We start from the raw sequence: 26,483 nt of genomic DNA on the forward strand, positions 1-26,483 counted from the left end.
AGGGACAGCGCTGCAGGCGAGTCCGAATGAAACCCTGATATCACGCGCTTTGTTCAGCGCTCATGAAGGTCATTCGATTCTGTAGTTTCTATCACATTTCGCCCGCCAAGGCCTGCGCACTGCGCCAGTGCCGCCTCGGCCAGCGATCGACACCGACCACGGCACGTCGGCCCCGGTTGGTCGACCGTGCCCGGAAGTTCGAGCTATGCTCCGCCCCCCAGCCGGACTGAGCAAGCCGCGTGGCCAAGCTTTACTTCTATTTCTCGGCGATGAATGCCGGCAAGACCACTACCCTGCTGCAGAGCGCGCACAATTACCGCGAGCGCGGCATGCGCACCTTGATCCTGACCCCGCAGCTGGACAATCGCTACGGCGAAGGCGTGGTGGCCTCGCGCATCGGTCTGCGCTCGGAGGGACGCATTTTCGATCGCGATGACAACTTGCACAGCATTGTCCGACGCGACGTGGAACAGCAGGGCGACCTGCATTGCGTGCTGGTCGATGAAGCGCAATTCCTCAGCAAGCAGCAGGTCTGGCAGCTATCCGAAGTAGTCGATCGCCTGAACATTCCGGTGCTGGCCTATGGCCTGCGCACCGACTTCCGCGGTGAGTTGTTCGAGGGCAGCCAGTACCTGCTGGCCTGGGCCGACAGCCTTAGCGAAATCAAGACGATCTGCCACAGCGGACGCAAGGCGACCATGGTGGTGCGGGTCGATGAGCAGGGCCGGGCGATCACCGATGGTCCACAGGTCGAGATTGGCGGCAACGAGCGCTACGTATCGGTGAGTCGGGCGGAGTTCAAGAAGATCACCGCTGGAGAGGGCAGAATCGAACTACAGCAGCCAAAGCTGCCGTTTGCCGATGCGGTGGAGGGCTCGTCCTGAGCCCGAAGAGCGTGTTTAACACCTTCCTAACGCGACTGCCCAAGCCCGACCGGTACCCTTCACGACGTTTGCCGACCGCACGCTCGGCCCCCGACTAACTCATGTACCTGAACTATTACGGACTCAAGGAGCCGCCGTTCTCCATCACCCCCGATCCGCGCTTCGTCTTTCTGAGCGAGCGTCATCGGGACGCTTTGGCGCATCTGTTGTACGGGATCGGCCAAGGCGGTGGCGGTGGCTTCGTTCAATTGACCGGCGAAGTCGGCACCGGCAAGACCACGCTGTGCCGCCTGCTGCTGGAACAATTGCCAGAGGACACCCGGGTCGCCCTGGTACTTAACCCCAAGTTGTCGCCGCTGGAACTGCTGGAAACCATCTGCGAAGAACTGAAGATCGACCTGACCGGTCGGCGTGGCAGCTTGAAGGGCCTGGTCGACGGCTTGAATGCCTACCTGCTTGATGCCTATGCACAGGGTTTGCGCGTGGTGTTGATCATCGACGAAGCGCAGAACCTGTCGATAGAGGCGCTGGAGCAAGTACGCCTGCTGACCAACCTGGAGACCCCGACCCAGAAGCTGCTGCAGATCATCCTGCTCGGTCAGCCCGAGTTGCGTGAACTGCTGAGTCGGGAAGATCTGCGTCAGCTGTCGCAGCGCATCACCGCGCGCTATCACCTCACCCCGCTGTCGACAGATGAAACAGATAGTTATGTACGGCATCGACTGCAGGTCGCCGGCTGCAATCGCATGCCGTTCACCCGCCTGGCCCTGCGCCGCATGCACGAGCACGCCGAAGGCGTACCGCGACTGCTCAACGTGATCGCCGATCGCGCCTTGATGGCCGGCTATGCCAAGAATCTGACCCAGATCGGCGAGCGTGAAGTCGATGCTGCGGCCGCCGAAGCGCTGGCCAGCTCGAAGCGTCGGCCGAAGATTCGCATTTCGGCGATTGCCGCCGCCATTGTGGCGGCAATGGCCCTGTCGATCGCGTTGTGGCCCGAACGCCAGACGGCGGCGCCGGAGCCGATATCCGAGGAAAGCGAGGACAGTGTCGATCGCGGCCGTTCCGACGTCGATCTGATGGCCGTGATGGCCGAGGCGCATGACACCTATCCGAGCGCCTGGGCCCATCTCTTGGGGCTGTGGATGATCCGCTCCGAACAGCTCGATGCAACCACCGCGGCACGCTGCGCCAGTCAACCGGTACCGGGCATCTATTGTCTGCGCGGCGGCGGCAGCCTGACCAAGCTGGAAACCTTACGCCGCCCGGTGATCCTGCGGCTATCCAATGACGGCGTCGACACCTGGGCGGTGTTGACCGGAATCAGCAATCAGCACGCCCGACTGTTGATCAGCGGGCAGAACTACACGGTCGGTCGTCACGAACTCGAGCGCAGCTGGCTGGGTGAGTTCTATGCGCTTTGGAAGGCGCCGGTGTTTCTTAGCAGCAACCTCAAGCGCGGCGACGTTGGACCGGAAGTCGAATGGCTGCACGGCAAGCTGAAGGCACGAGGCCTGTTGCGCGAGCTGCCGCCGCAGCCGGCCTACTACGATGAATCGACGGTGGCCGCGGTGCGCAGCCTGCAAGCCTCGCACGGACTGGTGCCGGATGGCATCGTCGGCCCGGAAACCCTGTTTGCCCTGACCTCCGATGAGAGTGGCCCGCGACTGGCGCGTCGCCCACCGCCCTCGGTGACCGCAGCTGAGGGCGGCTGATCATGTCCTTGATTCTCGAAGCCCTGCGCAAATCAGAATCCGAGCGGCAGATGGGACAGCCACCGGGCCTGATGTCGCAGGCCGCGCAAGCAGCAGATCGTCAGCGGCGATCGACGTTACCGCTCTGGTTGGGCAGCGCCGCTGCCGTGCTGGTCATCGGCACCTGCGCATGGTGGATCGGCACCCAGAGCCGCACCGCCACTGAACCTGCCGTTCAAGCGGAACAAACAGGTACTGTTCCGGACGGGCAGCTCGAAGCGAGCGGGAGCGCGACAACCGAGGTCGATGCGAGGCGTCCGCAGACGGTCGCTCAGCCAGCCCAGGAGGCGCCGGCTCCGCGTGCGGCCACAGTGCCCGCACCCACACCACCACAACCCGTGGTCGCTTCCTCAGCGCCTGCAACCAAGGCTGCAGCAGAGTCGCCGCCGCCGCAGGTGACCGCGGCAGCGCCGACGACATCAGCGCCGACGACAGCAGAGGCGGCGACAACGGAGCCAACAACACCGGCACCGCCGGCCGCCGCGAGCCCGCCCCCGACCCTGCCGCCGGACATCGATCTGATGCCGGCTGCCGAACGCAGCGCGTTGCCGCCGCTGAAACTCAGTGTTCACGTCTATCATGCGCAAGCCGACCGGCGCTTCGCCGTGATCGATGGACGTCGCGTGCTGGAGGGCAGCGACCTTGGTCAACAGGTCAGCGTTCAGTCGATCGAACGCGAAGGCGTGTGGCTGCGCATCAATGGTCGTAGCTGGTGGTTGCCACGCTGATGCGCACCGTAGTCTGACCGATGTTGCCTGGTCGATATCCCTGCGGTCGCTGCGCGGCGCCGATGAAGCTGGAACAGACCCAGGTTAGGGTGCCGCGCTGGCAGCGCCATTGGTGGCAAGGGGAAGACAACCTCGAGTATCGCTGCCCGGCCTGCGGCGAGTTCCACCGGCTGAACATTAGCCTTACCGGCTGGGTGCTGTATGTCGCACTGCTGGCAGCCCTATCGGCGGCCTGGATGGCTCAGGTTAACCGCATGGGCATCCTCGGTGCCGGTCTGGTCACAGCCGCCCTGCTGTACCGGCACGCCGTCGCGCTGCGGCCTGCATCGGCGCGGGAAGCTCGGCCTTGAGTTGCCGGCCAAGGGTCACCGGCTGATGTTTGTTCGCTTGCCCGAGCGACAGCGCAATCAGATTCATTGGGCGACGCCCAGCCTGGTGTTGATCTCGGTATTGGCCTTCCTCTGGCTGGTTGGCCTCGATGACGCGGCCCGCGGCCGAATTCTCTATCGCTGGGGTGCGATGCCCGAACAACTGCTGCCGGCTGGCGTCTTTGATCTCTCCGGCTATCGCCACTGGGCCACCCTGTTCAGCACCCTGTTCATCCATGCCGACTGGCTGCATCTGGTCGGCAATCTGTTGTTCCTGCTGATCTTCGGCCTGCCCGCCGAGCGTGGCCTGGGCGGGCTGCGACTGCTGTTGTTGTTCCTGTTCGCTGGCGCGGCCGCCAATGCCGCCGCGGTCTTGCTGGTGGACGTTCCACGCGCGGTGATCATCGGCAGCAGCGGCGCAGTATCGGCCTTGGTCGGTGCCTATCTGGCCCTGTTTCCCCGCGCCCGCCTCGGCTTTGTCCTGCCGCTGGGAATGTTCCTTGAGTTCGTGCGCACACCGGCCCCGGTGATGATTGGCGCCTGGGCCATTCTGCAGGTGGTGTTCAGTGTGGTCGGCCCCAGCTTCGGCGCCGTCGCCTGGTCAGCCCACGTTGCCGGTTTCATCATTGGCTTCCTGTATGGTCTGGTAGCAAGAAGCAGCCTGTCGCGACGCTGGCGCGCTCAGGCCTGATCGCCACACTCCAACCTGTTAAGCTCCGCCCCCGTTCACCGCAGCCCGGACTCGCCCATGTCCACCAAACCGCTCTACAAAGTGACCTTTCTCAGCGCCGGCAAGATCTACGAGCTCTACGCCCGTAGCGTGGCCAGTAGTGCCTTGTGGGGCTTTACCGAAATCAGCGACCTGGTCTGGGACACCAATGAGAGTCTGGTGATCGACCCCACCGAAGAAAAACTCCGCGACGAGTTCGGCAATACCCGCGTGCTGCATCTGCCGATGCAATCGGTAGTACGCGTGGAAGAAGTCGAGCGCAAGACTCAGCTGGTGATCCGCGACTGCAACAGCGGCGACAAGATCGTCACCCCGTTTCCGATGCCCGGGAAGCGGGGGTGAAGAGCCGGGATTCGGGATTCGTCGAATCAGTCTCGACGCGTTTACTGGAATCGATTCGACCCCGCTTCAAAACCAAACTGCATGTAGGTTCGAGATGGGCGCCGTTGCTTGGCCCCCATATTCGAAGCGGAGTCGCATTGAAATTCATCAAGGCCGAGCCGGCTTCGACGAATCCCGAATTCCGGCTCTCAAGCCGCTGGCGGAATCAATACCTCAAAGCGGGCGCCGCCGAGTTCTTCCGAACGCAGCACTTTCATTTCGCCGCGGTAGGCCTTGACGATGTCCTGCACGATCGACAAGCCTATGCCGTGGCCTTGCACGCGTTCGTCGCCACGCACGCCGCGCTGCAAGAGGCGCTCGACTTTCTCCGGCGGAATGCCGGGTCCGTCGTCGTCGACGGCGATCAGCACACCGGGCCTGCGACCGGGTTCACCGGCAATCGGGCGAACGGTCAACAACACTCGTTGTTTCGCCCACTTGAAGGCGTTTTCGGTGAGATTGCCCAATAGTTCCATCAGATCGCCATGCTCGCCGTGGAAACGCGCCGTCGGATCGAGCTCGAACTCGCAGTACACGCCCTTCTGGGCGTAGACTTTTTCCAGCCCCTGCACCAGTTCCTCAGCACGCTTTTCGATCTCCAACGGCGCGGCGAAGCGCTGATGCCCGGAGGTCGCCGCCCGCGACAGCTGGTAGGCAACGATGTCATCCATGCGGCCGACCTGGGATTGAATGGTGTCGCGCAGATCGGCCGGTACTTCTCCCGAATCCAGCCGTGAGCGCATCACCGCCAGCGGCGTTTTCAGGCTGTGGGCGAGATCAGCCAGGGTGTTGCGGTAACGACTGAGGTGCAGGCGCTCGCTTTCGATGAAGCCGTTGAGGTTGTCGGTCAACACTGCCAGTTCGCGCGGGTAGCTGCCGTCCAGCAGCTCCGATTCACCGCGTTCAACACGGGCCAGATCAACAATCACGCGACGCAGCGGGCGCAGACTCCAGCGCATCATCAGGGTCTGCACCGCCAACAGCAGAAGGCCGGCGCCGCCGAGGTAGACCCACAGCGTGCGCCTGAACACATCGATCTGCCGCTTCACCGTATCGGCGCTTTCTGCCACGTAGAAGGAGAACTGCACACTGCGGTCGTCACTGACTTCCCACAGCACGCCCATGCCCAGCCGATACACCGGCCCGACTTCGCTCTCCAGCGGCTGCCCGGACCAACTCACCTCACCTTGACTCAATTGCTCGGCCGGCGGCAATTCGCGGCCGGTGGCCGAGGGCGAACGCCAGGACAGGCCCTGGCCAATCGCCTGCGCATACAGCCCGCTGAGACCGGGTTGACCGAAGCGCGGGTCGGGCGGCAGATCGGGCGCGATCAGGTCACTGGTTCGGGCCAGCTCGGTGCCGGCCAGGTAGGCCTGCAGGTAGGTCTGCAGACGCTCGCGCTGGGCGTCGAGCGCAGCACTGGCAAAGGCCTTGTCCAGGGCATAGCCGGTCAGGCCCAGAAACGCGAGCAGGCCGAGCCCGGCCACCAACAGCTGCCGTGCTTGCAGGGACAGGCGATGGCGGCGGCGCGACGCGCGGCTCGGCTCGTTGGCGTGAGACATCATGGGCAACGGTGGCGGGCCCCCGCCCGCCTGCTCGGTGTTGAGAATCAGCCCTCGCTGCGGGCAATGGCGAAGCGATAGCCGCGCCCGCGGACGGTTTCGATCGGCTTCAAGCTGCCTTCGGGGTCAAGCTTCTTGCGCAGCCGGCCGATGAACACTTCCAGCACATTCGAATCGCGGTCGAAGTCCTGCTGATAGATGTGCTCGGTGAGATCGGCTTTCGACACCAACTCGCCGGCATGCATCATCAGGTACTCCAGCACCTTGTATTCGTAGCTGGTGAGATCGACCAGCAGGCCGTCGACGGCGACGGTCTGCGCTGCCAGATCAAGCTTGATCGGACCGCACTCCAGCTGCGGTTTGCTCCAGCCGGCCGCGCGACGCATCAATGCGTTAAGGCGGGCCAGCAGCTCCTCGACGTGAAACGGCTTGACCAGATAGTCGTCGGCGCCGGCCTTCAGACCCTCCACCTTGTCCTGCCAGCTCGAACGCGCTGTTAAGATCAGAATGGGAAAGGTCTTGCCTTCGGCACGCAGGGCCTTGACCAGATCCATGCCAGACATCTTCGGCAGCCCGAGATCGATCACCGCCACGTCGAATGGCACTTCGCGGCCCTGATACAGACCTTCTTCTCCATCACTGGCGGCATCCACCGCGAAACCTTCGCGGCGCAGCCGGGCGGCCAGGGTTTCCCGCAGAGCGGCTTCATCTTCAACCAACAATATGCGCATTACTCAACACTCCTTGATGCTCGGGCCGGAGCTAGGGATTTCGGGGGTGGAATGAACCGCGGCTCCAGGCTGGACTCGCGGCGCTGTTCGCTTTGCGGCTGCCGCGATTCGGGCGCGGCAGCGCGCTGATCATCGGCCTGATCGCGCTCGTCTTCGCGCTCATCCTCGGGTTCGGAGTCGCGATTACGGGCATCGCGACGTCGGCGCGGATCGTCCTGCATGATCTTGATCCGGCCGTCGGGCGTCAGCACCTTCATGCGATAGATCTCGCGATCGCCGCGGCGAATCGGACGGACTTGCAGCACCTTGCCGCCAGTTTCGCGCTCGATTCGACGCACTGACTGTGGCAAATCGGCATAGGGCTCCTCGTCGCGATCGCGATCGGCGGCCTGACCAGATACCGGCAGGCAAAGCGCAACAGCAATCAGCAACAGAAGCAGGGGGCGGACTATCAGACTCGCACTCAGCGCAGGAGCACGTCCTGGCCGCCAGAGGGAGCTGAGCAATGGGGGCATCGGTTCCGCCGCACCAGGGTGTGTCTGGCGAGTCTGGGCAAATTGCGGTGAATTGCCTATGAACTGCGCCGAGTTTGAGTGCCGATGTTCAGCCACGGGTGCGGCGTCGCCTCGACGTCGCGGCTGGCTTCTGTATGCAAGAGGTGAATGTGCCTGCAAGGGCATCAGAAAATCTCAGCCACACAGCAGCGCAGCGATCCACCGGCGCGCTCGATCTCATCCAGGGCCACCGCCCCTATCGCAAAGCCAGCGCGTTCAAACGCCGCACGACTGGCCGGACGCAGGCCATCGGCTGCGCGTTCACTCATCCACACGCGCTCGCCATCGAGCGCAATGCAGTTGCCGGCGAAGCCCGCCTTTTCCGCCGCATCGAGCTCGATCACCTGGCCGCCATAGGTATCGGCGATGGCCTGCCAATCGCGCTCGTTCTGGAACGCCGCCGGACAGCCGACCACGGCTCGGCCGGCCAGCACACTTAGCACGACATTGGTGTGGTACTCGTCGTCCTGCAAGGCAAAGGCGAAACAGGCATTGAGCGCGAAGGCGTCGGCCATGGTGGCAACACCCTGACGATCACAGCGCGGGCTGAGTCCGGCGAAACCCAGGCCGCGAGAACGATCGATCACCAAAGTGCCGGTTAGTTCGGTCAAACCCGGACGCTGCCGCAGATCCAGCAGCTCATAGCCCATGACTTCACTGAAGAAACGCGGAATGTCGGCGCGCTCGGCCTCACGTTGGCGTACCGGGTGTCGCATGCTGCCGATCAGCAGTCGCCCACGGCCGTCGACCTGAGCGGTAGCAAACACATTGTTCGGAAACACGGCATCCGGGGTATCGGCATGCCCGGGAAATGCAATCACCGGCAGCCGCTCAGCCAGAGCCGCCTGCAGGGCGCGATGCTGTGCCAGCGCACGCTCGCTATCGACCTGGCCGGACAGCATGTAGACATTGTCGTGTTGCGACTCGGCCGCAATGGCGAAACCTTGCGGCGTGACCAGAAAAGCGGCCCGGGCGCAGGCCGCCTGGCTCGGCGCAAACTGCGCGGCACACCGCGCCCACTGGCTCGGCTGCTCAATCAGCATCGGTCAGGCCGCTCGCGTCCAGGCCTGGGTCGCGGCCAGGGCGTGCAGTACCACGGACCAATCGGCTCCGAGCGCCGCACTGCCCTGACTCAGGCGCTGACGGAACTGACGCCCGCCTGGTTCACCATGGAACAGACCGAGTAGATGACGGCTGATATGCGCTAGCGGCTTGCCGGCAGCGACATAGGATTCGACATAGCTCTGCATCGCCAGCAGCAGGTCATCGCGCGAGCGCTGGATGCGTTGGTCGGAGAAGATCTGCGAGTCCAAGCGGTGGATCAGGTAAGGCGTGTGGTAGGCGGCACGCCCGATCATCACACCGTCGACGTGGGCCAGGTGCTCACTGACGGCGGCTTCGGTTTCGATGCCGCCATTGATCACCACACAGAGATCCGGCCGCTCACGCTTCAGCTGGTACACCAAGGGATAGTCAAGCGGCGGCACCTGCCGGTTTTCCTTTGGGCTCAGCCCTTTGAGCCAGGCCTTGCGGGCATGCACGATCACCGTGCGACAGCCGGCGGCAGCCACCTGCTCGACCAAGGCGAACAGGGCCTGCTGCGGATCCTGATCATCGACTCCGATACGGCACTTGACCGTCACCGGTATCGACACCGCCTGTTGCATGGCGGCAATGCAGTCGGCCACCAGATCCGGCTCACGCATCAGGCAGGCACCAAAGCGCCCGCTCTGCACGCGATCGGACGGACAGCCGACATTGAGGTTGATTTCGTCGAAACCGCGCTGTTCGGCAATCGCCGCCGCAGCCGCCAGCAGGCCTGGATCGCTGCCGCCAAGCTGCAAGGCCAACGGCTGTTCGCTGGCATGGAAGCCGAGCAGATGCTCAAGATCGCCGTGCAAGACCGCATTGGCATGCACCATCTCGGTATACAACAGAGCGTTTGGAGCCAATAGCCGATGAAAATAGCGGCAGTGGCGATCGGTCCAGTCCATCATCGGCGCCACGCTCAAGCGCCGGGCACGGGCCAACGACGACGATGCGTCGTGGACTGCGCTGGCGCTGGCGGTGGGAGCCGGATTCATCGTTTCGTTCAGGAAACCAGAAAGCCCGCAACGGTACCGCGAAGCGGGCCAATGTTCCATGGTCTGGCCGCGGCTATTTCTACGAAATCACCCGTAGTTTGTTGCGGTTCACATTCACGGACCGATGAGCCGCTGGACGCCGCAGCGTTCTGCCGGCTGCTAGGACGGGTTTGCCTCGGCTGCTTTGCTCGGACTGCCGCAGGGCTGCCAATGGAACTGCAACACCGGAGCGCCCTCGCCGCCGCTGACCTTGGCCTTCAGATCATCACCTTCGCGCCAGTACTCAATGCGAGTCGGAAAGTCGTGCTCGGGATTGACGAACACCACGCGCTGCCCCGGTTCGCCCGGCTGGTGGGTGAACACCGTCGGCGCGCGCCCACCCGGCTGGGCCAGATAGCGCATGCCCTGAGGATCCTGCTCGATGCGCAGGAATTCAAACGCCACCTTGCTCGACCCGCGTTGACTGCGATTCACGCCGAACATGCTGCCGGCCCGCGGCGGCGTCCAGTATTCCTCGCTGAAGCCCTGGGCATCACCGGCGGCCCAGCAGCCGGTCATCCAGCGCAGTTGCTCGATGGCCTCCGCCTGCGCCGACGGAGCCAACACCAGCAGCAGCAGAGCCAGATCCCGTCGTGCCTGCCTGCGCGCGTTCATCGCCACCTCCATAACCCCCGGGTTAGCCCCATCCGTGCTTCAGCCCAATCGGGGCAGATCATCAACAATCAGAGTCTCACGATACGCATGCCAGCTGGCATAGGCCAGCCAGGGCATCAGCACGATCAGACCAAGAAATGCCGTGGCGAACCCAATTGCCGTCAACCCCGCGATCAGCACCGCCCATAACAGCATGGTCCACTTGTTGCGCATTACCGCATGCAGGCTGGACAGGCAGGCGGTGATCATGTCGACCTCGCGATCGGCAATCATCGGCAATGACACCACGCTGACGGCAAAGGTCAGGGCGGCAAACAGCGAGCCGATCGCCGAGCCAACGGCGAGAAATTCCAAGAGGGCCTGCAGATCACCTGGGCGCAAGGGCACTAGCGCGCTGACCATCATGCCAGCACGCGACCACAGCAGCAGGATCACGAACTGGGCAAGGGCGAATACACCGGCCTGACCGAGCAGCCGCCTGGCCAGGGAAAACGAGTCGGCCAGCCGCGGCGTCTGCCCCGCCTCCAATTGTCGACTCACACAGTAAAGACCCACCGCCAGCAGCGGTGCGATGAATACAAAGCCCGACAGCAAGGCGGCCAGCAGGGCAAAGCGGCCCAGCCACCAGGCCACCGCCGAGACCAGGATACTGACCGCGGCGATCAGCAGACCAAACAACAGGCTCAGGCCCGGCGCCCGACGCCAGTCCTGCCAGCCCTTGCGCAACCAGCGCAGCGGCGCTCCAGGTTGCAGATCGACGCAGGGCACCACCAGGGCCTGGAAGTCGGGCGGCGGACCAGACGATGGAGTCGACTCAGTACTCATGCTGACTTGGCAGGATCGATGGCTGTAGCTCAGTCTACTGCTGCGGCTGCCGGGCGCGTCGGGGTTGACGCCGACGTTGTGCCAGCTAGCCTGTGCAACTGTCGACAGGACCTTCGCCATGCTGCATCGCCTGAAAACCTGCTGCATGCTCGTTGCCCTGGGGCTCTGCCCGGCGCATGCCGACGCTGCGCTGCGCATGACTCCACTGGAGCTGCCGGGCCACGCACAGCCGTCGATCAGCACCGACGGTCGTGGCGGTTTTGTGCTGACCAGTATCGAGCGCCAGGGCAGCCGCGCCGAATTGCGCTTTCATCAGCTGGATCGCCAGGGTCAGCTCCAACACAGCGGATTGATCGCCAGCGGTTCGGACTGGTTCGTCAACTGGGCGGATTTCCCCAGTCTGGTGGTGGCCGACAACGGCGATTGGCTGAGCTTCTACCTGCGCAAGTCAGATCCGAGCAAGCCCTACGCCTATGACATCTGGACCACCCGTTCGACCGACCGCGGCCAGACCTGGTCGGAAGCCAGCAGGCTCAACCAGGACAACCGGCCGACCGAACACGGCTTTGTCAGCCTTCTACCAGACGGTGAAGACCGGGTCCTGGCCATATGGCTGGATGGGCGGCGTGGCGCCGAGGCCGGCAGTCACGCTGGCCATGACGATCACGGCGCTGCCCACACCTCGCTGCGCAGCGCGCAGCTGAGCCGTGATGGCAGCACTCAGCAAGTAGAGCTGGACGATCTGACCTGCGATTGCTGCCACACAGATGCCCTGCGTACCGAGCAGGGTCCCTGGGTGGTGTACCGCGACCGCAGCCGGGAGGAAATTCGCGATATCGGCTGGCTTCGCCGTTTCGATCACGGCTGGTCGGCGCCGGCCATCGCGGTGGCCGATCACTGGCAGATGGCCGGTTGCCCGGTCAATGGGCCGGCCCTCACCCGCCTGGGCGATCGTCCGCTGCTGGCCTGGCCAACCCAGAACGGCGCTAACTTCGAGTTGCGCCTAGCCGTGCATGCGCAGTCGGGCTGGCAGCCACTGACCCGCCTGGAAGCGCACCCCAGCTTGCTGGGGCGGGTCGATGCGGCGCCCTGGCACAGCGAGCGGGCCCTGGTCAGCTGGCTGGGCGTGGCCGAGGGAACGGCCGGCCACCCGGTGCTACGGGTCGCCGAACTCGATGGCAACGGCGAGCAGATCAGTCGCTTGGACATCACCGAGCTGCCGGTCGGCCGCAACACCGGCATGCCGCGGCTGGCCAGTCTCGGCGATGCGGCCATCCTGGTCTGGACCGAGCCTGGCGCAGCTGGGCCGCGGGTGCGCGGCGTGCGCATCGAAACCGACGCGACGATCTCGGATGATTGACAGGGCGACATCGAGCGCATACCAGGGTCCACACTTTCGCTGCGGCACAGCGCGATCGGCCATTGCCACAGCCGCGCGGGCATTGACATCATGAAGCCGCCCGTTAAGTCCGACCGACAGCCTGAAAAGAGGCGCCAACGGCGATGGATGCTGAACTTGCAGTGGATGCTTGGCCTGGCGCTGGTGCTACTGACGACCACGACCCCTGCAAGTCCGTCGCACGCCGACGAAGCGGGCGTCCCGCTGCTGGAGAATCTGGCGCCACGCGACTACGGTGCTGACGCGCAGAACTGGGACATCGTGCAGGACTCGCGCGGATTGATCTATATCGCCAACACACTCGGCGTGCTTGAGTTCGATGGCCAGCGCTGGAGCCTGCACAAGCTCGACAACGAAAGCACGGTGCGCTCGCTGGCCGTGGATGCCGAAGATCGAGTGCATGTCGGTGGCACCGATGAGTTTGGCGTGCTCGAACTGGATCGCTACGGCCGCCGCCACTACCGCGCCCTGCACAACCGTCTGCCCGCCGGACTGCGCCCGGTCGGTGAGATTCGTGCCACCCACGCCACCGCCGATGGCGTGGTGTACAACGCGCTGCGCCGATTGATTCGCCTACGCGGCGATCAAGTACAGAGCTGGACGCCGAGCAGCAGCTTCCACTTTAGCTTTCGGGTCAATCAGCGCCTGCTGATCTGGGAGCAAGGGCGCGGCATGCTGGAATTGATCGATGATCAGCTGCACCCCCTGCCGGGCGCTGATCGCCTGGCGGAACTGCGTGTCTATGCCGCACTGCCCTTCGACCACTCCGACGACCGCTCGAGCCTGCTGCTGGCCACGCGGCGCGATGGCTTGTTCCTGGCCGATCAGCGCGGCATTCGACCCTGGCCGACCGAAATCGACTCACGGCTGAAGGAGGATCTGATCTACCGTGGACTGCGTCTGCACGATGGCCAGATAGCGCTGGGCACGCTGCGTGGCCTGTATGTGCTGGATGCCGAGGGCGGCCTGCAGCTGCACTTGAACCGCAGTCAGGGACTGCGCGATGAGGATGTATTGAGCCTGTTCGAAGATCGTAGCGGCAGCGTGTGGCTCGGCCTGGACAACGGCTTGAGCCGAATCGACCGCAACGCGCCGTTCAGTCGCTTTGGCGAGCCTCAAGGCCTGCTCGGCCGGGTGATCGCCCTGCACCGTCATCAACACAGCCTGTACGCCGCCACCGGCCGCGGCCTGTTTCGCCTGCAGAGCGGCCATCCAGCCGGGTTTGTCGCAGTGCCCAAGGTCAATGATCAGACCTGGGCCATGCTCAGCCTGGGCGACCGCCTGCTGGTCGGCAACACCAATGGTTTGTTTGAAGTCAGCGACGGACAGGCCGAAACGGCGATCCGGGCCGGCCGCGCCATTGGCTCCCTGTTGCACAAGGATGAGCGCTTGTTCGTCGGCATGGACGGCGGCTTCCAGCAGGCCAGTTTCGATGGCAGTCGTTGGCAGCAGCATGATCTGCTGAATGATTTTGATGAGCTGGTACAAAGCATCCATCACCCCGCCGACGATCGACTGTGGCTTGCCGTGTTTCCACACGGCATAGTGGAACTAACTGTTGAAGAGGATTCGGATTCGGGCAAGCCGAAGGCCAAGGTTCTGCGCTGGTATCGTGAAGATGACGGCGTGCCCGCTCGCACCGCGCTGCGCTTGCTGCAGTGGCACGAGCGTTGGCTGGTGCTAGGTAGCCGTCCAGCCAGCCGCTTCGACCCACAGCTGGGCCGATTCGAGCCCGACCAGGAACTCTCCGACTGGGCCGATCAGCATGGTCTGGTGATCGACCTGCTGCGCAGCGCAGACGATGGCCGCGAGTGGTTTCATGCCCACCGCCAATCCGATGGTCTACCCGTCACCGGCTACTTCCGTCATAGCGCCGAGCAAGGTCTCAGCACACCGAACTACACGCCCAGCCTGCAGGGCATCACGGTACGCAGTATCCTGCCCGAGGCCGATGGTCTGATCTGGATCGGCAGCGACGACGGCCTGTTTCGCTTCAACCCGAATGACGTCGATGCAGCCGGTGCGGAGTTTCCGTTACTGCTGCGCTCGATTCGCGCTGGTGACCATGCACTGCCGGTGCACCCCGACCCCTTGCAGCCCACCGAGCTGAGCTTCGGCCAGCGCGCGCTCAGCCTGATTGTCGCCATTCCCGGGGCATCGGCCAGCAACCCACAACGGCTTGAGGCCAAGGTGATCGGCGCCTGGAACGACTGGCGGCAAATTCAATCCGACCAACAGATTGAGATTGATGGGCTGGATGCAGGCGATTACCAGATCGCCCTGCGCGCCATCGACGCCCAGGGCCACCCGGCTTCGCAACTTATCTATCCGTTAAGGGTTCATCCACCCTGGTTTCGCAGCTGGCCCTTCCTCGCGCTGGTTGCGATCGGCGCGCTCGCGTTGTTGATCGGCATCGTGCAGTGGCGAACGCGAAACCTGCGTTCGATCAACCTTGCCCTGGAACAGAAGGTGCAGCAGCGGACGTCCGAGATCGAACAAAGCCGGCAGCGTTTGGCCACCGCCCTGGAACAACTGCGCAGCACGCAGGCCGAACTTCTCAAGCGCGAGCGACTAGCCTCCCTTGGCGGCCTGGTGGCGGGGGTTGCGCATGAAATCAACACCCCGCTGGGCTACACCCTGACTGTCACCAGTCATCTGCAGCAGCAGATCGACACCGTCCAACAGACCTTCAACAGCGGCAAGCTGACCCGCAGTGAATTGCGGCAGTTCCTGCTTGAGGCCGCCGAGGCACTGACCATTTCGATTCGCGGACTGCAGCGCAGCGCCACCCTGGTGCAGCGCTTCAAGCAGTTGGCGATCGACCGGCCGGACAGCCGCAGCGAAGTCAATCTGCGCAGCGCACTGCAGGCCAGCGCCGAGCGACTGCAGGACCAGCTTGATCCACGTGGCATCAGTGTGCACATCGAGTGCCCGCTGGAACTGGCAGTTCAATGCTCGGAAAACACCTTGCACTCGGTGTTGGACCAACTATTGCTGAATGCGCTACAGCATGCGTTCCCGAGCGAGGGCGGGCGCATAGCAATGTCAGCGAGCCGCGACGACAGCGGCCGCTTCATAATCGTGGTCGAGGACAATGGTATCGGCATGGACGAAGCCACCGTTCGCAGCGCCCTGGAACCGTTCTACACCACACGCCGCCACCAAGGTGGCGTGGGCCTGGGGTTGTCCACCGCTCACAATCAGGTAGCCGGCCTGCTCGGCGGCGATTTGCAGCTGCGCAGCAGTCCGGGGCGCGGCACCCGGGTCGAACTGACTCTGCCGGCGCCGTCCGCCGAGTGGTCAGCGGACCCGGCGAGCCGATCGGACTCAGCCTGAGGGGTGAACCACCCTGCGTGGCAGGCGCAACTCAAAGCAGGCGCCCTTGCCCGGCTCACTGCTTAGCTCGATGCTCCCGCGCAGAGTGCGGCAGACGAGGTTGTGCACCATGTGCAGACCGAGCCCAGCGCCGCGGCTGCGGTGAGTGGTAAAGAACGGATCGAACGCCCGCGCCACGGTCTCAGCGGACATGCCGACGCCATCATCGGCCACCCGAACCAGCAGTTCAGTCTCCGTCAGTCGACATTCGATACTGAAACTGCCACTGCACGTCTCGGCGCCTTCAGGCCAGGCGTACAGCGCAGCGTTGAATGCCAGCTGGGTCATGATCTGGAACAGTGCGCCGGGATAGGTGATCAGCTCGCCGTTTCCGCTAACCGTCAGCGCAACCTCCACCGACTGCTGCTTCAGCGTCACCCGCGCCGTGTCGGCGAGATCCCGGGCCAGATCAGCCAGTTCCATCGACACCGGGTTCTCGTGGCGCGAATCAATTGCCAGCTGCTTGAAGCGCTTGACCAGCTCACTGGCGCGCTCCAGGCTGCGCAGAATCATCTGCACGCTCTCCTGGCTGGTGCGCTGCCACTGCTCAAGTTCGCTGCGTCGCAGGCTGCCCTCGGCGAACTTTCGGCTCGATGCATGGGTAGCCTCCTGCAGGTGGGAGGCGGCGGTCAGCGCCACCCCCAAGGGCGTGTTCACCTCATGGGCGACGCCGGCCACCAGCTGGCCCAGCGCCGCCAGTTTCTCCGATTGCACCAGCTGCTGCTGGGTGGCCATCAGATCGGTCAGCGCCTGCTCAGCACGCTGCTTGGCCTCTCTGAGCTGACCGGTCTGGGAATCGACCAAACGACGCAGCTTGCTGGCCTGGCGGGCGATCTGTCGGGTCCGCCAGCGCAGGGCGGCATGACCAAGCGCGAGCAGCAGCAGTATCGCGGCCAACATGGTCCAGGGTGTTTGCCACCAGGCCGGCTCAATACTGATCGGCAAGCGCAGCATTTGCCCGGACAGGCGACCGGTGCGATTACTGCCCTGCACCTCCAGCCAGTACTCGCCGGGCCACAGATTGCTGTAGCTGGCAACGCGATAGCCGGCATCGACCTGATTCCAGCCCTGATCGAAACCGAGCAATCGATAGCGATATCGATTGGCCTCGGGCAGGCTGAAATCGAGCGCGGCAAACTCCAGCGCAAAGCTGCGATCCTGCGGCGACAGCACAAACCCCTCCGGCCCCGAACCGATCGCCCGCACTCGACCTTGAACACGCCATTCCGTTGTGCGCAGGGGGGCTTCGTAGGTCCAGGGCCGAAAGTGCTGCGGATCAACCACCAACACGCCCTCGCTGCCACCGAACAGCAAGCGGCCATCCAGCATCGAGGCATACGATCGATACCAACCCGTACCAAAGTCGACACCGTCAGCACGGGTCAGCACATAAGTGGAGTTGCGCTGCGGATCGAACACGTAGCGCTGGCTCCACACCCGGCCTTCGCCATCCTGCTGCAGGTTGGCACCAAAATCGCCGTCCAGCGGCTGACTCTCATCCTCCAGCGCTGATCCACGCAAGGCGATGCGATCGAAGTGAAACCCCTCCGCCGCCGTTCTCAGCCGGTGCAGGCCCAGCGGAGTGTCGATCCACAGTCGTTGCTGCGAATCAACCAGCAGCCCGAGCACGCTGCTGTGGGCAAGCTCGCTGCCCGGCACGGCATCCACCGCACGCAGTTCCATCTCACCGGGCAACAGGCGAAACAGCCCCGCCACCGCGCCGACCCAAAGCACGCCCTCCCTATCCAGCTGCAGCGCATTGATGTCCTGCGGCAGGCGCTCGGAGCCCACGCTGCGCAAGCGCCCACTTCGCGGATCAAAATTGAGCAGGGTGTTGCGAGCGCCCACCCACAGCTGACCGTCTTCTTGTGCCAGCAGGCGGCGCACACTGAGGCCCGCCGGTCGATCTGTCGCCACCACATTGACCAGCTGCTTGCCATCGGCCGACAGGCGCCACAGTCCCTCGCGACTTCCCAGCCACACACTGCCATCGGGACCTTCGGCCAGCGCTGTCACCCAGGCCAGCTCCAGCGCCGGCAGTTCGCTCGAGCCCGGCGTCAGCTGCCGCAGTGGGCGCAACGCGCTATCCAGCACACGTACACCGACCCCACGCGTGCCCAGCCATAGCTCACCGTTGCGCCGTTGCAGGATGGCGGTCACGTTGTTCTGCTGGGCACCCGCTTCCGATTGAGTATCGCGTAACACGCCGATTGCGCGCGCCCCTGGGTCATGCCATTGCAGACCCGACCCGAATCCACCGGCCCACACCAGGCCTGCGCGGTCGACCAGCAAGGCACGCAGATCGCTGCCCGCCGGGCTGGATGATTCAGCCGGACGATGCTCAATGTGCTCGACAACGACACCGTCAGCATCGCGAATATCGATGCCATCCTGCAGGCCAACCCAGATCCGATCGCCAACCTGGGCCAGGGCATAGGCCGACTGAGTCACACCACTCACGCCCGACTCCACCGGCAATCGCTCCAACCTGGGCTCGGCCGAATGCGGCTCTTGCAGGCGGAACAGATGCCCCTCGCGAGTGCCGACCCAAAGACTCCCATCGGCCGCCAGCAACAGGCTGTAGACCGTGCTGTCGGCCAGCTGGCGGGACAGCTCGTCCTGGCCCGGCAGCGCTTGCACTGCGGCGCCGGGCGGCTTGCGAAACAACCCGGTCGGGGTGCCGATCCACAGCGTGCCCTGCGCGTCAACCAACAGCACGTTGATCCGCAACAAGCGGCCATTGGGCAGCGTGGGTGCGTGTTGCTCGAAGTGCGTGGCGCCGGGTGGCTGATAACTCAGCCCGCCATCGACACTCCCGACCCACAGCCCGCCTTCGGCGCTCTCGGCCAGGGCGAACAAGGCGCCGTTGACCAAGGAGTCACTGCGATCTGGCTGATGGCGAAAGCGGGTGAACTTGCCGCTCAGCGGATCCAGCGCCGCCAATCCATCGACATCGGTGCCGATCCAGATCCGCCCGTCACCTGCCACCAGGATCGATCGCACCAGATTGCCCGGCATCGAATGCGGATCATCCGGCCGGTGGGAAAAGCGTTGGAAGCGATAGCCGTCGTAGCGCACCAGGCCACCGGCGGTGCCGATCCAGATGAAACCACCGCGCCCCTGAGCCAGCGCAGTGAGCACCTGATCGGGGATCGCGCCCTGATCATCGATGCGAACGAACGCGGGCGGAATCGCTGCGCTGGCCGGCGCACATAGCAGGGCGAGCAGCAGAACGCTGACCCATACGTAGCCGCGGCAGAAGTCCGGCACATGCATGAGCGCATCGTAGTGCAATCAGGTGTCTGCGGGGGATGACCAAGGACACTCGCCGCCCACGCGCATCGCTCCTAGCATAGTGCTGCTGATCGGGCCGCGCAGCTCGGTGGTGCGCGTTCAGCCGACCTCGCGCACTCTTGGCCGGCGGATCTCAACGTGAATCAATGTGGAGCGAGAGTGTATGGGTGGATGTAAGCGATACCTGTGTTGGCTGATGCTGGTCGGCAGCGTTCTGGCCATCAGCGACGGCGCCATCGCACGTTCAGCGGAGGCCAACGAAGCACCCCTTGCCACCCTGCCCACCACGGTGGTGGTCAGCGGCGAACAACCCGGCCCTGGGCTATGGCGAGTGAGCAAGGATGGTCATCAGATGTGGGTACTCGGCACCTTGCTGCCCTTGCCCAAGCGCATGCAATGGAATGCCGCCGAGGTGGAACAGCGAATTGCCGATTCCAGCGCCTTTCTGCGCCAACCCAGCCTCAACTTCAGCGTGAAGGGCGGCATGCTGCGGGCGGTGTTCCTGCTGCCCTCGATCATGAAGACCCGCAACAATCCGGAGAAGCAGAAGCTCAAGGATGTTCTGCCGGACGAGCTGTACCAGCGTTGGCTGCAGCTCAAGCAGCAATACATTGGCCGCTCAGGCAGCGTCGAGAAGCGTCGCCCCTTGGTGGCCGCGCAGGAGCTGATGGAAAAGGCCATCCGCAAGAACGATATGACGCTGGACAACTTCGTTTCCGAGCGGGTGAACAAGCTGGCCAAGAAGGCCAAGCTGGAGCAGGTGCGACCCAGCATCGAGATTCGCTTTGAAGACCCCAAACAGGCGCTGAAGGAGTTCAACACCACCGCACTGGAAGACACCGAGTGTTTCCGCCGCATGCTCGATCGGGTGGGTGGCGAGATCGAACAGATGAAGCTGCGGGCCAACGCCTGGGCGGTGGGTGAAACCGAGATACTGCGCCAGCTCACCATCACCCAGACCTACCGCTCCTGCGCGGATGCCTTGTTGGAAACCAAGGTCGCCGAACGCCATGGGCTGCTTAACATTGAGCAACGCCTGCGCGACGAATGGTTGACCAAGGCAGAAGAAACCCTGAGTCAGCACGCGCAAAGCTTTGCCGTATTGCCGATGCCGCTGGTGGTGGGCGAAGACAGCTACCTCGACCGTCTGGCCGAACGCGGCTACCTGATCGAAGCACCGGGCCAAGGCGAGGACCAAGTCTCCGCAGCGGTCAGCGAGGCTGAGCCGGACACGGTCGGCAACGAAGCTCTGGTCGAGCGCTGATCTGTAACAGCACCCTCGCACAACGGCGGGCGTCCAGTCGGCGAACAGCCGACCGGGCGCTTGGCTGGCGCAGTCGGCGTAGCATGGACCTCATGCGCTACCTGCCCGACATTGAACATGCCACCCTGGTGCGAGCCCCGCGAGCGGCCTGTTTCGCCCTGTTTGGCTCGGCGGCCGGCTGGGATCGCTGGTTCACCCAGGGCATGCAGATGGACCCGCGACCCGGCGGAGCCATGCGCTTTCGCTGGGCCGGCTTCGGCGCCGATCGCATCCATGCCGAGGAAGATGGTCTGATCGAAGTGATCGAGCCGCCGGCCCGCCTGGTGTTTCGCTGGCAGATGCAGCGTCTTGAAGGCGGAACACGCGTCAGTCTGAGCTTCAGCGACGCCCCGCAGGGCACACGTATTTCGGTATGCGACCAGGGTTACCCGGATCATGACCGGGGGCGTCGATGCTGGATGGACTGCGCCACCGGCTGGGGCGAGGCCCTCACCCTGGCCAGGTTCTGCGCCGAATCCGGCCCTCCCGCCGGCTGAGCCGATACAATGCGGGCCGACCTGACAGACAGACTGTGCTGCACATGAATGATCTAGAGGCCCGCGTCCTGGGCAAGACCTGGTTTTACCCGTTTCGTCTGCCCTCCGGCGCCACCGCCCCAACCTACGATGGCGGCAAGCTCGACCTGATCCACCACACTCGCACGCAGATGCTCGATGCAGCGCTTGATCGTGAGTTCGGCGGTCGATTCGAGCAGCTCAGCGCCATCGATATCGCCTGTCACCAAGGCTGGTTCTCGGCGCACCTGGCGCAGCGCGGCTTCGCCAGTGTCCTGGGCGTGGATACCCGCGATGAGCACGTGGCCGATGCCACTCTGGCGCGCGATGCCATGGGTTTGAACAACTGGCAGATTGGCCAGAGCGATGTGCACGCCATGAGCGCCGAGCAGTTTGGCCTGCACGATCTGGTGCTCTGTTTTGGCCTGATCTATCACCTGGAGAATCCGGTCGGTGCGCTGCGCGTCGCGCGCGCCCTGTGCAAACGTCTGTGTCTGGTGGAAACCCAGGTGGTGCCGGGCCTGACCGGCTGGGTGGATTACGGCAGCTACCGCTTTGTGCGACCGCTGAAAGGCAGCTTCGGCATCATCGACGAGACCGAAGAAACCCATGGCCCGGAAGCATCCACCACCGGCATCTGCCTGGTGCCCAGCGTCGAAGCACTGGTCTGGATCATGCAGCGCATCGGCTTTGCCCGCGTTGAAGTGCTGCCGGTGCCGGATGATGGCTATGAACAGCTGGTACACCGCAAGCGCGTGATGGTCGCTGGCTGGGTCTAGCCCCTTAACACTTCGCTCAATCCAACCCAGGAGAACCACATGCCCTTTCGTCACCTTTGCCAGCGCTGGATAGCCATCGCGGTCGCCACATGGGCCGTGACGTTGACCTCGGCCGGGGCCCAGAGCGGCATGGTTGAAATCACCAGCACCGACCTCGGCCATGGGCTGCACATGTTGCAGGGCTCCGGCGGCAACATCGGCCTCAGCGTGGGCGACGATGGTGTGGTCATGATCGATGACCAGTTTGCCAATCTCACCCCGGCGATCGAAGCCAAGGTCAGGCAACTCAGCGACCAGCCGATCCGCTTCGTACTTAACACGCACTGGCACCACGACCATACCGGTGGCAACGAGAACCTTGGCAAGGCTGGCGCGGTGATCGTGGCCCACCACAACGTGCGCAAACGCATGGAAGCCGGTGGATTCATGGAGGCCTTCAAGCGCGAAGTGGCACCCGCGGTCGGCGATGCCCTGCCGGTGGTCACCTTCGGCCATGACATTCAGTTCCACCTCAACGGACTGACGCTGGATGCCCGCCACATCAGCCATGCGCACACCGACGGCGATGCCTACGTCTACTTCCCGCAGGCCAACGTGCTGCACACAGGGGATCTGTACTTCAACGGCTTCTATCCGGTGATCGACTGGGGTAGCGGCGGCCATATCGACGGCATGGTGCAGGCAGTGGACAAGCTACTGGCAATCGTCGACGACAACACCAAGATCATTCCCGGTCACGGCCCCCTGTCGAACAAGGCCGAACTGGAAACCTACCGCAACATGCTGGCCAAGGTGGCGCAGCGCATGAACGCGCTGGTCGCCGACGGCAACAGCCTGGAGCAGGTCAAGGCCGCCAAGCCCAGCGCCGAATTCGACGCCACGTGGGGCAACGGCTTTCTCAAGATCGAGCCCTGGGTAGAGATGGTGTACCAAGGCGTTAAGTTGAGGCAGGAAGGCAAGTTCCAGAGTGCTGAAGGAAGCCATTGATGCAGAAGGGCAGGAAGTTCTCGGCATTCAAGCGGCTGATCGCCGGCCTCAGCCTGATCATGCTGATCTCGGCCCTGATCGTGATCGGTGTGTCCGGCATCGGCATGGTTTCCGGCTCGATGCTGGCCGTGTCGGTCACCGGCGTGGTCCTGCCAAGTCTGGCGGCTGACCAAGGCTTGCTCGAATTCGCCAGCGACTTGATCGATCTGATCAGCGAAAGCCTCAGCACCCTGGTCGAAGGCGTGGCCGACTTCTTCGGATCGTTGTTCTAATCGCCCCGTCAACCGTGGGCCGATGGAGACACAGGTCCGATCACCCTCGATTACCCTGACCCAGGAGGTCTTCCGTTGTATCTGGCCAGTTGTCTTTGCAAAGCCGTCATGCTGGAAGTGCAGGGTGGCATCTCCAGCATCATTCACTGCCACTGCTCCTGCTGCCGCAAGTCCAGCGGCACGGCCTACGCAACCAATGGCTTTATTTCCGCCGCCGGGCTGCGCATCGTGCAGGGCGCGGAAAGCATTCGCTCGTTTCAAACCTCGCCGGGTCGCGCGCGGCACTTCTGCGGCATCTGCGCCTCACCCCTGTACAGCTCCAACAGCTCGGATCCATCCCGGCTGCGGCTGCGGCTAGGCGCGCTCGACTCCGCTATCGATGAGCGCCCCATCTCGCACAACTTCGTTTCCTCGCGCGCCAACTGGGAGGACATGAATGCCGATCTTCCCTGCTACGATGGCCGCGAGCCGGAGCGCAGCCAGTAGCAGGCGGCTGAAACAAGTCTCAGCAGCCTGATCGGTCACCGAATCGAGTTTCAGCTTCAGGTCGCCACGATGACTGTTGAGGGTACGGTCGCGGCAAAGCCGCGCCACACCTGCCGTGAGCCTGTCGAACGGTTTGCCGGAAACCAAAATCTTGCGGGTTTGTTTTCCGAGCGCGCCGTCCTTGGCGCGCGATATCAGGCTGCTGAAATGAGTATTTCAGCAGCCTGATAAGATCGAGCCATGCTGAAGCAAGTCATCCTCGACAATGTCCGTGTACTGACGTTCCAATCGCCAAGTGCAGCGATTCGCACACATTGGCCTAGCTATCTTGCGTTTGGCCTGCTGATGACCTGGCTGGCGGGTATCGGACGCTATTGGGACAACCCACGCGCTGAGCTTTGGCAGTATCTGGGGCTTGGCTCTGTGGCCTATGTGCTGCTGCTGGCGTGTCTGCTGTGGGCTGTGATCTATCCCTTGCGTCCGCCGCGCTGGTCGTTTCGCAGCATGCTGATCTTCCTCACCCTGTGCTCGCCACCGGCGCTGCTCTACGCGATTCCTGTGGAGCGTTTCATGTCCTTGAGCGCAGCGCAGTCGGCAAACGCCTGGTTTCTCGCCGTGGTGGCCAGCTGGCGGGTTGCCCTGCTGGCACTGTTCCTGCGACGCGGCGCCGGCCTGTCGTTCGGCGCCAGTGTTGTGGGCTGTCTACTGCCGATCGTGCTGATCATCGTGGCACTCAGCGCACTCAACCTGGAACACGTGGTGTTTTCATTGATGTCGGGCATCGCCCCGGAACAGCGCTCGTCTGCCGACCTGTCCTACGGCATCGTGGTGATGTTGTCGGCGTTATCGCTGCTAGCGGCGCCGTTCCTGTTGTTCGCCTACGCGGTGCTGGCCTATCTGGCCTTTCGGCAACGTCGAACCAGCGGCTGAGCTTCTGTCAGGCTACAGGCGCTATCAGCAAACTGACCAACTTATGGCCCGCGCGCGCAGGCGGCCACTCCGCTATCAAGGCTATCGGTTCGTTCAAACGCGGGGCTCCCTGCTGATGCTTTGTCGCCCGCTGATCATTCTTTGCGCCGCGCTCGCTGTCTTTCCCGTGAGTGCACGGGGCAGCCCTGCCAACGTCGTGGTCGAGAGGGTGGCGCAAGCAATCGAGGATCGGTTCTTTGACCTCGAGCGCGCCAAGCTGATCGCCGCTCAGCTGCGCAGCGAGGCCGCCGAAGACAAGTTCGCCGCCATCAGCGCACCCAAGGCGCTGGCACAGTCACTTTCGGAGCGGCTCTACGAACACGACCGCCATTTTCGCGTGATCTGGTCGGACCCTGCAGCACCACTTACCATGCGTCGTGGGCCGAACTTGCCGCACGGCATCGCCCAGGTGAAGCTGCTGCCAGGCAATGTCGGCTATCTGGAACTGCGCAGCTTTGAGCACTTCGAATTCGGTGATCGGCGGGCACCGGCGCGCAACGCAGTTGACTCGGCCCTGGCCGAGCTCAGCCACACCGAGGCGATGATCATCGACTTGCGCGAGAACGGCGGCGGGTCGCCGCACATGGTCGGCTATCTCAGTAGCGCCTTCACCGAGAAGGGCGCCGACATCTACAACACGTTTCACTATCGGCAGGGCACGGCCAGCGAAGCACCCCGCGAGTGGCATGCACAGCCACGTCTCGACGTTCCGCTGTTCGTACTGATCAGCGCGCGCACCGGGTCGGCAGCGGAGGCCTTCGCCTACACCCTGCAACAAGCCGGTCGAGCCAGCATCGTTGGCGAAACCAGTGCCGGCGCTGCCAATCCGGGCGACCTGTTTCGACTCGGCGACGGCTACTCGATCTTCATTTCCACTGGCACGCCAATCAACCCGATCAGTCGGCGCAACTGGGAAACCACCGGTGTAGTTCCGGATCACCCCATCGCCGCTGAGAAGGCGCTGGACCAGGTAATGCAGTTGGCGAAGGTTACGGCGCCGAGCAACGAAGCCGAATTGTAGCGTCTCGACCCGCCGCTCAGGATTGAGCCTTTGAATCGGCGGGTCGAAACGCCCTACGTTTGGGCTGTCGAGTCCGGACTTGTGCCGGACTCGTCGCGCCTGGAACTCCAGGTCTCGCCCCGCTCGCTCAGGCCGCCTTCTTGAACAGGCTGGCCATGCTGTCCGGCAGAATTGTCTTCAGCCAATCGAAATCAAGCTTGGCCGGATGATCGATATAGGTTTGCGGGTCGTCGACCAGGCTTTCCAGATAGCGCTTTGACGCGCGCCAATGCGTGCTGTGCTCGCCCTTGCCGCGCTCAACCAGTTCAAACCGTCCGTCCAGGTACTTGATGGTGAAGTAATCGTAGGGATGCTTGGGGTCTTCACCATACACACCCACGGCCGAGACATGGCCGTTGAGGTACTTGTCGAAACCCTCGATGAGTTTTCCGTAGATGCCTTGACCGCGGTTCGCTTTCAATGAGCGATTGACCACGTCGAGCGCATCCATAAAGAGTTGATAGCTATCCTGATGGGTCATGGAGTCGTCCTCCTCGGTTCGGGGCGGCGAGACTTGCGCCGCGGCGAATGGAGTCTGAAAAGGCGAGGAAGTTCGCCTGGCCGGCACGAGCTGCCGACCGCTACAGCCTAACCCAATCCATCCAGCGACAGATTGCGCGCAGATTAACGGCCCTCTTAACCTGCAAATCCACCTAGGCCGGATACTTCATGAGGGGGCGCGGATGATCACCGAGGACTTTGCGTCGAGTGCAAGGCGCGACGAGCCCAAGTGGTGGGCCCACTTGGGCGAGATCGGGACGCAGTCCCGCGTAGCTGCGACAGCAGCCG

General features: G+C 63.6%; 25 protein-coding genes. 16 read left to right on the plus strand and 9 right to left on the minus strand.

Translation table 11 applies throughout. The features are described from left to right. Positions 1-239 precede the first annotated feature (239 nt). The 6 genes from IFO71_RS00950 to IFO71_RS00975 all read left to right on the plus strand — a co-directional run bounded on the left by IFO71_RS00950 (position 240) and on the right by IFO71_RS00975 (position 4,806). Positions 240-884, plus strand: a complete 645-nt coding sequence (locus tag IFO71_RS00950) for a thymidine kinase (RefSeq protein WP_192027639.1) — start codon at positions 240-242, stop codon at positions 882-884. 101 nt (positions 885-985) lie between these two features. Next, positions 986-2,599, plus strand: coding sequence for an ExeA family protein (locus tag IFO71_RS00955; RefSeq protein WP_192027640.1), 1,614 nt, complete (start codon positions 986-988; stop codon positions 2,597-2,599). 2 nt (positions 2,600-2,601) lie between these two features. Further along, positions 2,602-3,366 (plus strand): general secretion pathway protein GspB, encoded by a 765-nt coding sequence (locus IFO71_RS00960; protein ID WP_192027641.1) that lies wholly within the window; start codon positions 2,602-2,604, stop codon positions 3,364-3,366. Positions 3,367-3,428: 62 nt separating this feature from the next. Next, entirely contained in the window at positions 3,429-3,716 is a 288-nt protein-coding gene (locus tag IFO71_RS00965; RefSeq protein ID WP_192027642.1) for a hypothetical protein, read from the plus strand. Positions 3,717-3,741: 25 nt separating this feature from the next. Further along, entirely contained in the window at positions 3,742-4,425 is a 684-nt protein-coding gene (locus IFO71_RS00970) for a rhomboid family intramembrane serine protease (RefSeq protein WP_192027643.1), read from the plus strand. 57 nt (positions 4,426-4,482) lie between these two features. Beyond that, the gene (locus tag IFO71_RS00975) at positions 4,483-4,806 is read left to right on the plus strand and encodes a DUF1820 family protein (protein WP_192027644.1); all 324 of its coding nucleotides are present in this window, start codon (positions 4,483-4,485) and stop codon (positions 4,804-4,806) included. A gap of 188 nt (positions 4,807-4,994) precedes the next feature. On the opposite strand, the gene IFO71_RS00980 is transcribed toward IFO71_RS00975, so the two are convergent. The 7 genes from IFO71_RS00980 to IFO71_RS01010 all read right to left on the minus strand — a co-directional run bounded on the left by IFO71_RS00980 (position 4,995) and on the right by IFO71_RS01010 (position 11,255). Next, entirely contained in the window at positions 4,995-6,353 is a 1,359-nt protein-coding gene (locus IFO71_RS00980) for an ATP-binding protein (RefSeq protein ID WP_192027675.1), read from the minus strand. A 101-nt stretch (positions 6,354-6,454) separates the two neighbouring features. After that, the gene (locus tag IFO71_RS00985; RefSeq protein WP_192027645.1) at positions 6,455-7,138 is read right to left on the minus strand and encodes a response regulator transcription factor; all 684 of its coding nucleotides are present in this window, start codon (positions 7,136-7,138) and stop codon (positions 6,455-6,457) included. After that, positions 7,138-7,569, minus strand: a complete 432-nt coding sequence (locus IFO71_RS00990; RefSeq protein WP_192027646.1) for a hypothetical protein — start codon at positions 7,567-7,569, stop codon at positions 7,138-7,140. The genes IFO71_RS00985 and IFO71_RS00990 overlap by 1 nt, the downstream gene beginning before the upstream one ends. A gap of 248 nt (positions 7,570-7,817) precedes the next feature. Continuing rightward, positions 7,818-8,735 carry an arginine deiminase-related protein gene (locus IFO71_RS00995; RefSeq protein WP_192027647.1) on the minus strand — a complete coding sequence of 306 codons (918 nt, stop codon included), beginning with the start codon at positions 8,733-8,735 and terminating at the stop codon, positions 7,818-7,820. Between the two features lie 3 nt (positions 8,736-8,738). Further along, positions 8,739-9,776, minus strand: a complete 1,038-nt coding sequence (gene dusA, locus IFO71_RS01000) for a tRNA dihydrouridine(20/20a) synthase DusA (protein ID WP_192027648.1) — start codon at positions 9,774-9,776, stop codon at positions 8,739-8,741. A gap of 159 nt (positions 9,777-9,935) precedes the next feature. Beyond that, positions 9,936-10,430, minus strand: a complete 495-nt coding sequence (locus tag IFO71_RS01005; protein WP_192027649.1) for a DUF6265 family protein — start codon at positions 10,428-10,430, stop codon at positions 9,936-9,938. Positions 10,431-10,469: 39 nt separating this feature from the next. Beyond that, the gene (locus IFO71_RS01010; RefSeq protein WP_192027650.1) at positions 10,470-11,255 is read right to left on the minus strand and encodes a DUF2189 domain-containing protein; all 786 of its coding nucleotides are present in this window, start codon (positions 11,253-11,255) and stop codon (positions 10,470-10,472) included. A gap of 118 nt (positions 11,256-11,373) precedes the next feature. Between IFO71_RS01010 and IFO71_RS01015 the strand changes: the two genes are divergently transcribed. Together IFO71_RS01015 and IFO71_RS01020 are read left to right on the plus strand one after the other, a co-directional pair. Next, entirely contained in the window at positions 11,374-12,615 is a 1,242-nt protein-coding gene (locus IFO71_RS01015) for a sialidase family protein (protein ID WP_192027651.1), read from the plus strand. 165 nt (positions 12,616-12,780) lie between these two features. Beyond that, positions 12,781-15,990 carry a sensor histidine kinase gene (locus IFO71_RS01020; protein WP_225444276.1) on the plus strand — a complete coding sequence of 1,070 codons (3,210 nt, stop codon included), beginning with the start codon at positions 12,781-12,783 and terminating at the stop codon, positions 15,988-15,990. On the opposite strand, the gene IFO71_RS01025 is transcribed toward IFO71_RS01020, so the two are convergent. After that, complete coding sequence (locus IFO71_RS01025) at positions 15,982-19,305, minus strand: sensor histidine kinase (RefSeq protein WP_192027653.1); 3,324 nt, start codon at positions 19,303-19,305, stop codon at positions 15,982-15,984. The two genes, IFO71_RS01020 and IFO71_RS01025, sit on opposite strands and share 9 nt — an antisense overlap. Positions 19,306-19,486: 181 nt before the next feature. On the opposite strand from IFO71_RS01025, the gene IFO71_RS01030 reads away from it, so the two are divergent. The 8 genes from IFO71_RS01030 (at position 19,487) to IFO71_RS01065 (ending at position 25,655) form a co-directional block, all read left to right on the plus strand. Further along, on the plus strand, positions 19,487-20,587 hold the full coding sequence (locus IFO71_RS01030; RefSeq protein ID WP_192027654.1) for a TraB/GumN family protein: 1,101 nt from the start codon (positions 19,487-19,489) through the stop codon (positions 20,585-20,587). Positions 20,588-20,670: 83 nt separating this feature from the next. Next, positions 20,671-21,123: an SRPBCC family protein gene (locus IFO71_RS01035; protein ID WP_192027655.1), complete on the plus strand. Its 453-nt coding sequence runs from the start codon at positions 20,671-20,673 to the stop codon at positions 21,121-21,123. Between the two features lie 44 nt (positions 21,124-21,167). Further along, positions 21,168-21,920, plus strand: a complete 753-nt coding sequence (locus tag IFO71_RS01040; RefSeq protein ID WP_192027656.1) for a class I SAM-dependent methyltransferase — start codon at positions 21,168-21,170, stop codon at positions 21,918-21,920. A gap of 39 nt (positions 21,921-21,959) precedes the next feature. Beyond that, positions 21,960-22,907 carry an MBL fold metallo-hydrolase gene (locus IFO71_RS01045; protein ID WP_192027657.1) on the plus strand — a complete coding sequence of 316 codons (948 nt, stop codon included), beginning with the start codon at positions 21,960-21,962 and terminating at the stop codon, positions 22,905-22,907. Next, entirely contained in the window at positions 22,907-23,179 is a 273-nt protein-coding gene (locus IFO71_RS01050) for a hypothetical protein (RefSeq protein ID WP_192027658.1), read from the plus strand. Before IFO71_RS01045 ends, IFO71_RS01050 begins: the two co-directional genes overlap by 1 nt. 75 nt (positions 23,180-23,254) lie before the next feature. After that, entirely contained in the window at positions 23,255-23,665 is a 411-nt protein-coding gene (locus IFO71_RS01055) for a GFA family protein (protein WP_192027659.1), read from the plus strand. A 240-nt stretch (positions 23,666-23,905) separates the two neighbouring features. Then, a complete protein-coding gene (locus IFO71_RS01060) occupies positions 23,906-24,595 on the plus strand; it encodes a hypothetical protein (RefSeq protein ID WP_192027660.1) in 690 nt (229 codons plus the stop codon). 166 nt (positions 24,596-24,761) lie between these two features. Beyond that, the gene (locus tag IFO71_RS01065; RefSeq protein ID WP_192027661.1) at positions 24,762-25,655 is read left to right on the plus strand and encodes a S41 family peptidase; all 894 of its coding nucleotides are present in this window, start codon (positions 24,762-24,764) and stop codon (positions 25,653-25,655) included. Positions 25,656-25,782: 127 nt separating this feature from the next. On the opposite strand, the gene IFO71_RS01070 is transcribed toward IFO71_RS01065, so the two are convergent. After that, on the minus strand, positions 25,783-26,175 hold the full coding sequence (locus IFO71_RS01070) for a hypothetical protein (RefSeq protein WP_192027662.1): 393 nt from the start codon (positions 26,173-26,175) through the stop codon (positions 25,783-25,785). Positions 26,176-26,483 lie beyond the last annotated feature (308 nt).

Origin of the sequence: Pseudomarimonas arenosa (assembly GCF_014841215.1) — a bacterium.
Taxonomy (GTDB): domain Bacteria; phylum Pseudomonadota; class Gammaproteobacteria; order Xanthomonadales; family Xanthomonadaceae; genus Pseudomarimonas; species Pseudomarimonas arenosa.

Coding starts and splice junctions, on each gene's coding strand:
- IFO71_RS01010 (WP_192027650.1), bottom strand. CDS start 11,255: ATGAGTACTGAGTCGACTCCATCGTCTGGTCCGCCGCCCGACTTCCAG.
- IFO71_RS00995 (WP_192027647.1), bottom strand. CDS start 8,735: ATGCTGATTGAGCAGCCGAGCCAGTGGGCGCGGTGTGCCGCGCAGTTT.
- IFO71_RS01025 (WP_192027653.1), bottom strand. CDS start 19,305: ATGCATGTGCCGGACTTCTGCCGCGGCTACGTATGGGTCAGCGTTCTG.
- IFO71_RS00955 (WP_192027640.1), top strand. CDS start 986: ATGTACCTGAACTATTACGGACTCAAGGAGCCGCCGTTCTCCATCACC.
- IFO71_RS01015 (WP_192027651.1), top strand. CDS start 11,374: ATGCTGCATCGCCTGAAAACCTGCTGCATGCTCGTTGCCCTGGGGCTC.
- IFO71_RS00960 (WP_192027641.1), top strand. CDS start 2,602: ATGTCCTTGATTCTCGAAGCCCTGCGCAAATCAGAATCCGAGCGGCAG.
- IFO71_RS00965 (WP_192027642.1), top strand. CDS start 3,429: ATGAAGCTGGAACAGACCCAGGTTAGGGTGCCGCGCTGGCAGCGCCAT.
- IFO71_RS01005 (WP_192027649.1), bottom strand. CDS start 10,430: ATGAACGCGCGCAGGCAGGCACGACGGGATCTGGCTCTGCTGCTGCTG.
- dusA (WP_192027648.1), bottom strand. CDS start 9,776: ATGAATCCGGCTCCCACCGCCAGCGCCAGCGCAGTCCACGACGCATCG.
- IFO71_RS00970 (WP_192027643.1), top strand. CDS start 3,742: ATGTTTGTTCGCTTGCCCGAGCGACAGCGCAATCAGATTCATTGGGCG.
- IFO71_RS00975 (WP_192027644.1), top strand. CDS start 4,483: ATGTCCACCAAACCGCTCTACAAAGTGACCTTTCTCAGCGCCGGCAAG.
- IFO71_RS01040 (WP_192027656.1), top strand. CDS start 21,168: ATGAATGATCTAGAGGCCCGCGTCCTGGGCAAGACCTGGTTTTACCCG.
- IFO71_RS01045 (WP_192027657.1), top strand. CDS start 21,960: ATGCCCTTTCGTCACCTTTGCCAGCGCTGGATAGCCATCGCGGTCGCC.
- IFO71_RS01060 (WP_192027660.1), top strand. CDS start 23,906: ATGCTGAAGCAAGTCATCCTCGACAATGTCCGTGTACTGACGTTCCAA.
- IFO71_RS01030 (WP_192027654.1), top strand. CDS start 19,487: ATGGGTGGATGTAAGCGATACCTGTGTTGGCTGATGCTGGTCGGCAGC.
- IFO71_RS01020 (WP_225444276.1), top strand. CDS start 12,781: ATGCTTGGCCTGGCGCTGGTGCTACTGACGACCACGACCCCTGCAAGT.
- IFO71_RS01050 (WP_192027658.1), top strand. CDS start 22,907: ATGCAGAAGGGCAGGAAGTTCTCGGCATTCAAGCGGCTGATCGCCGGC.
- IFO71_RS01035 (WP_192027655.1), top strand. CDS start 20,671: ATGGACCTCATGCGCTACCTGCCCGACATTGAACATGCCACCCTGGTG.
- IFO71_RS01070 (WP_192027662.1), bottom strand. CDS start 26,175: ATGACCCATCAGGATAGCTATCAACTCTTTATGGATGCGCTCGACGTG.
- IFO71_RS00985 (WP_192027645.1), bottom strand. CDS start 7,138: ATGCGCATATTGTTGGTTGAAGATGAAGCCGCTCTGCGGGAAACCCTG.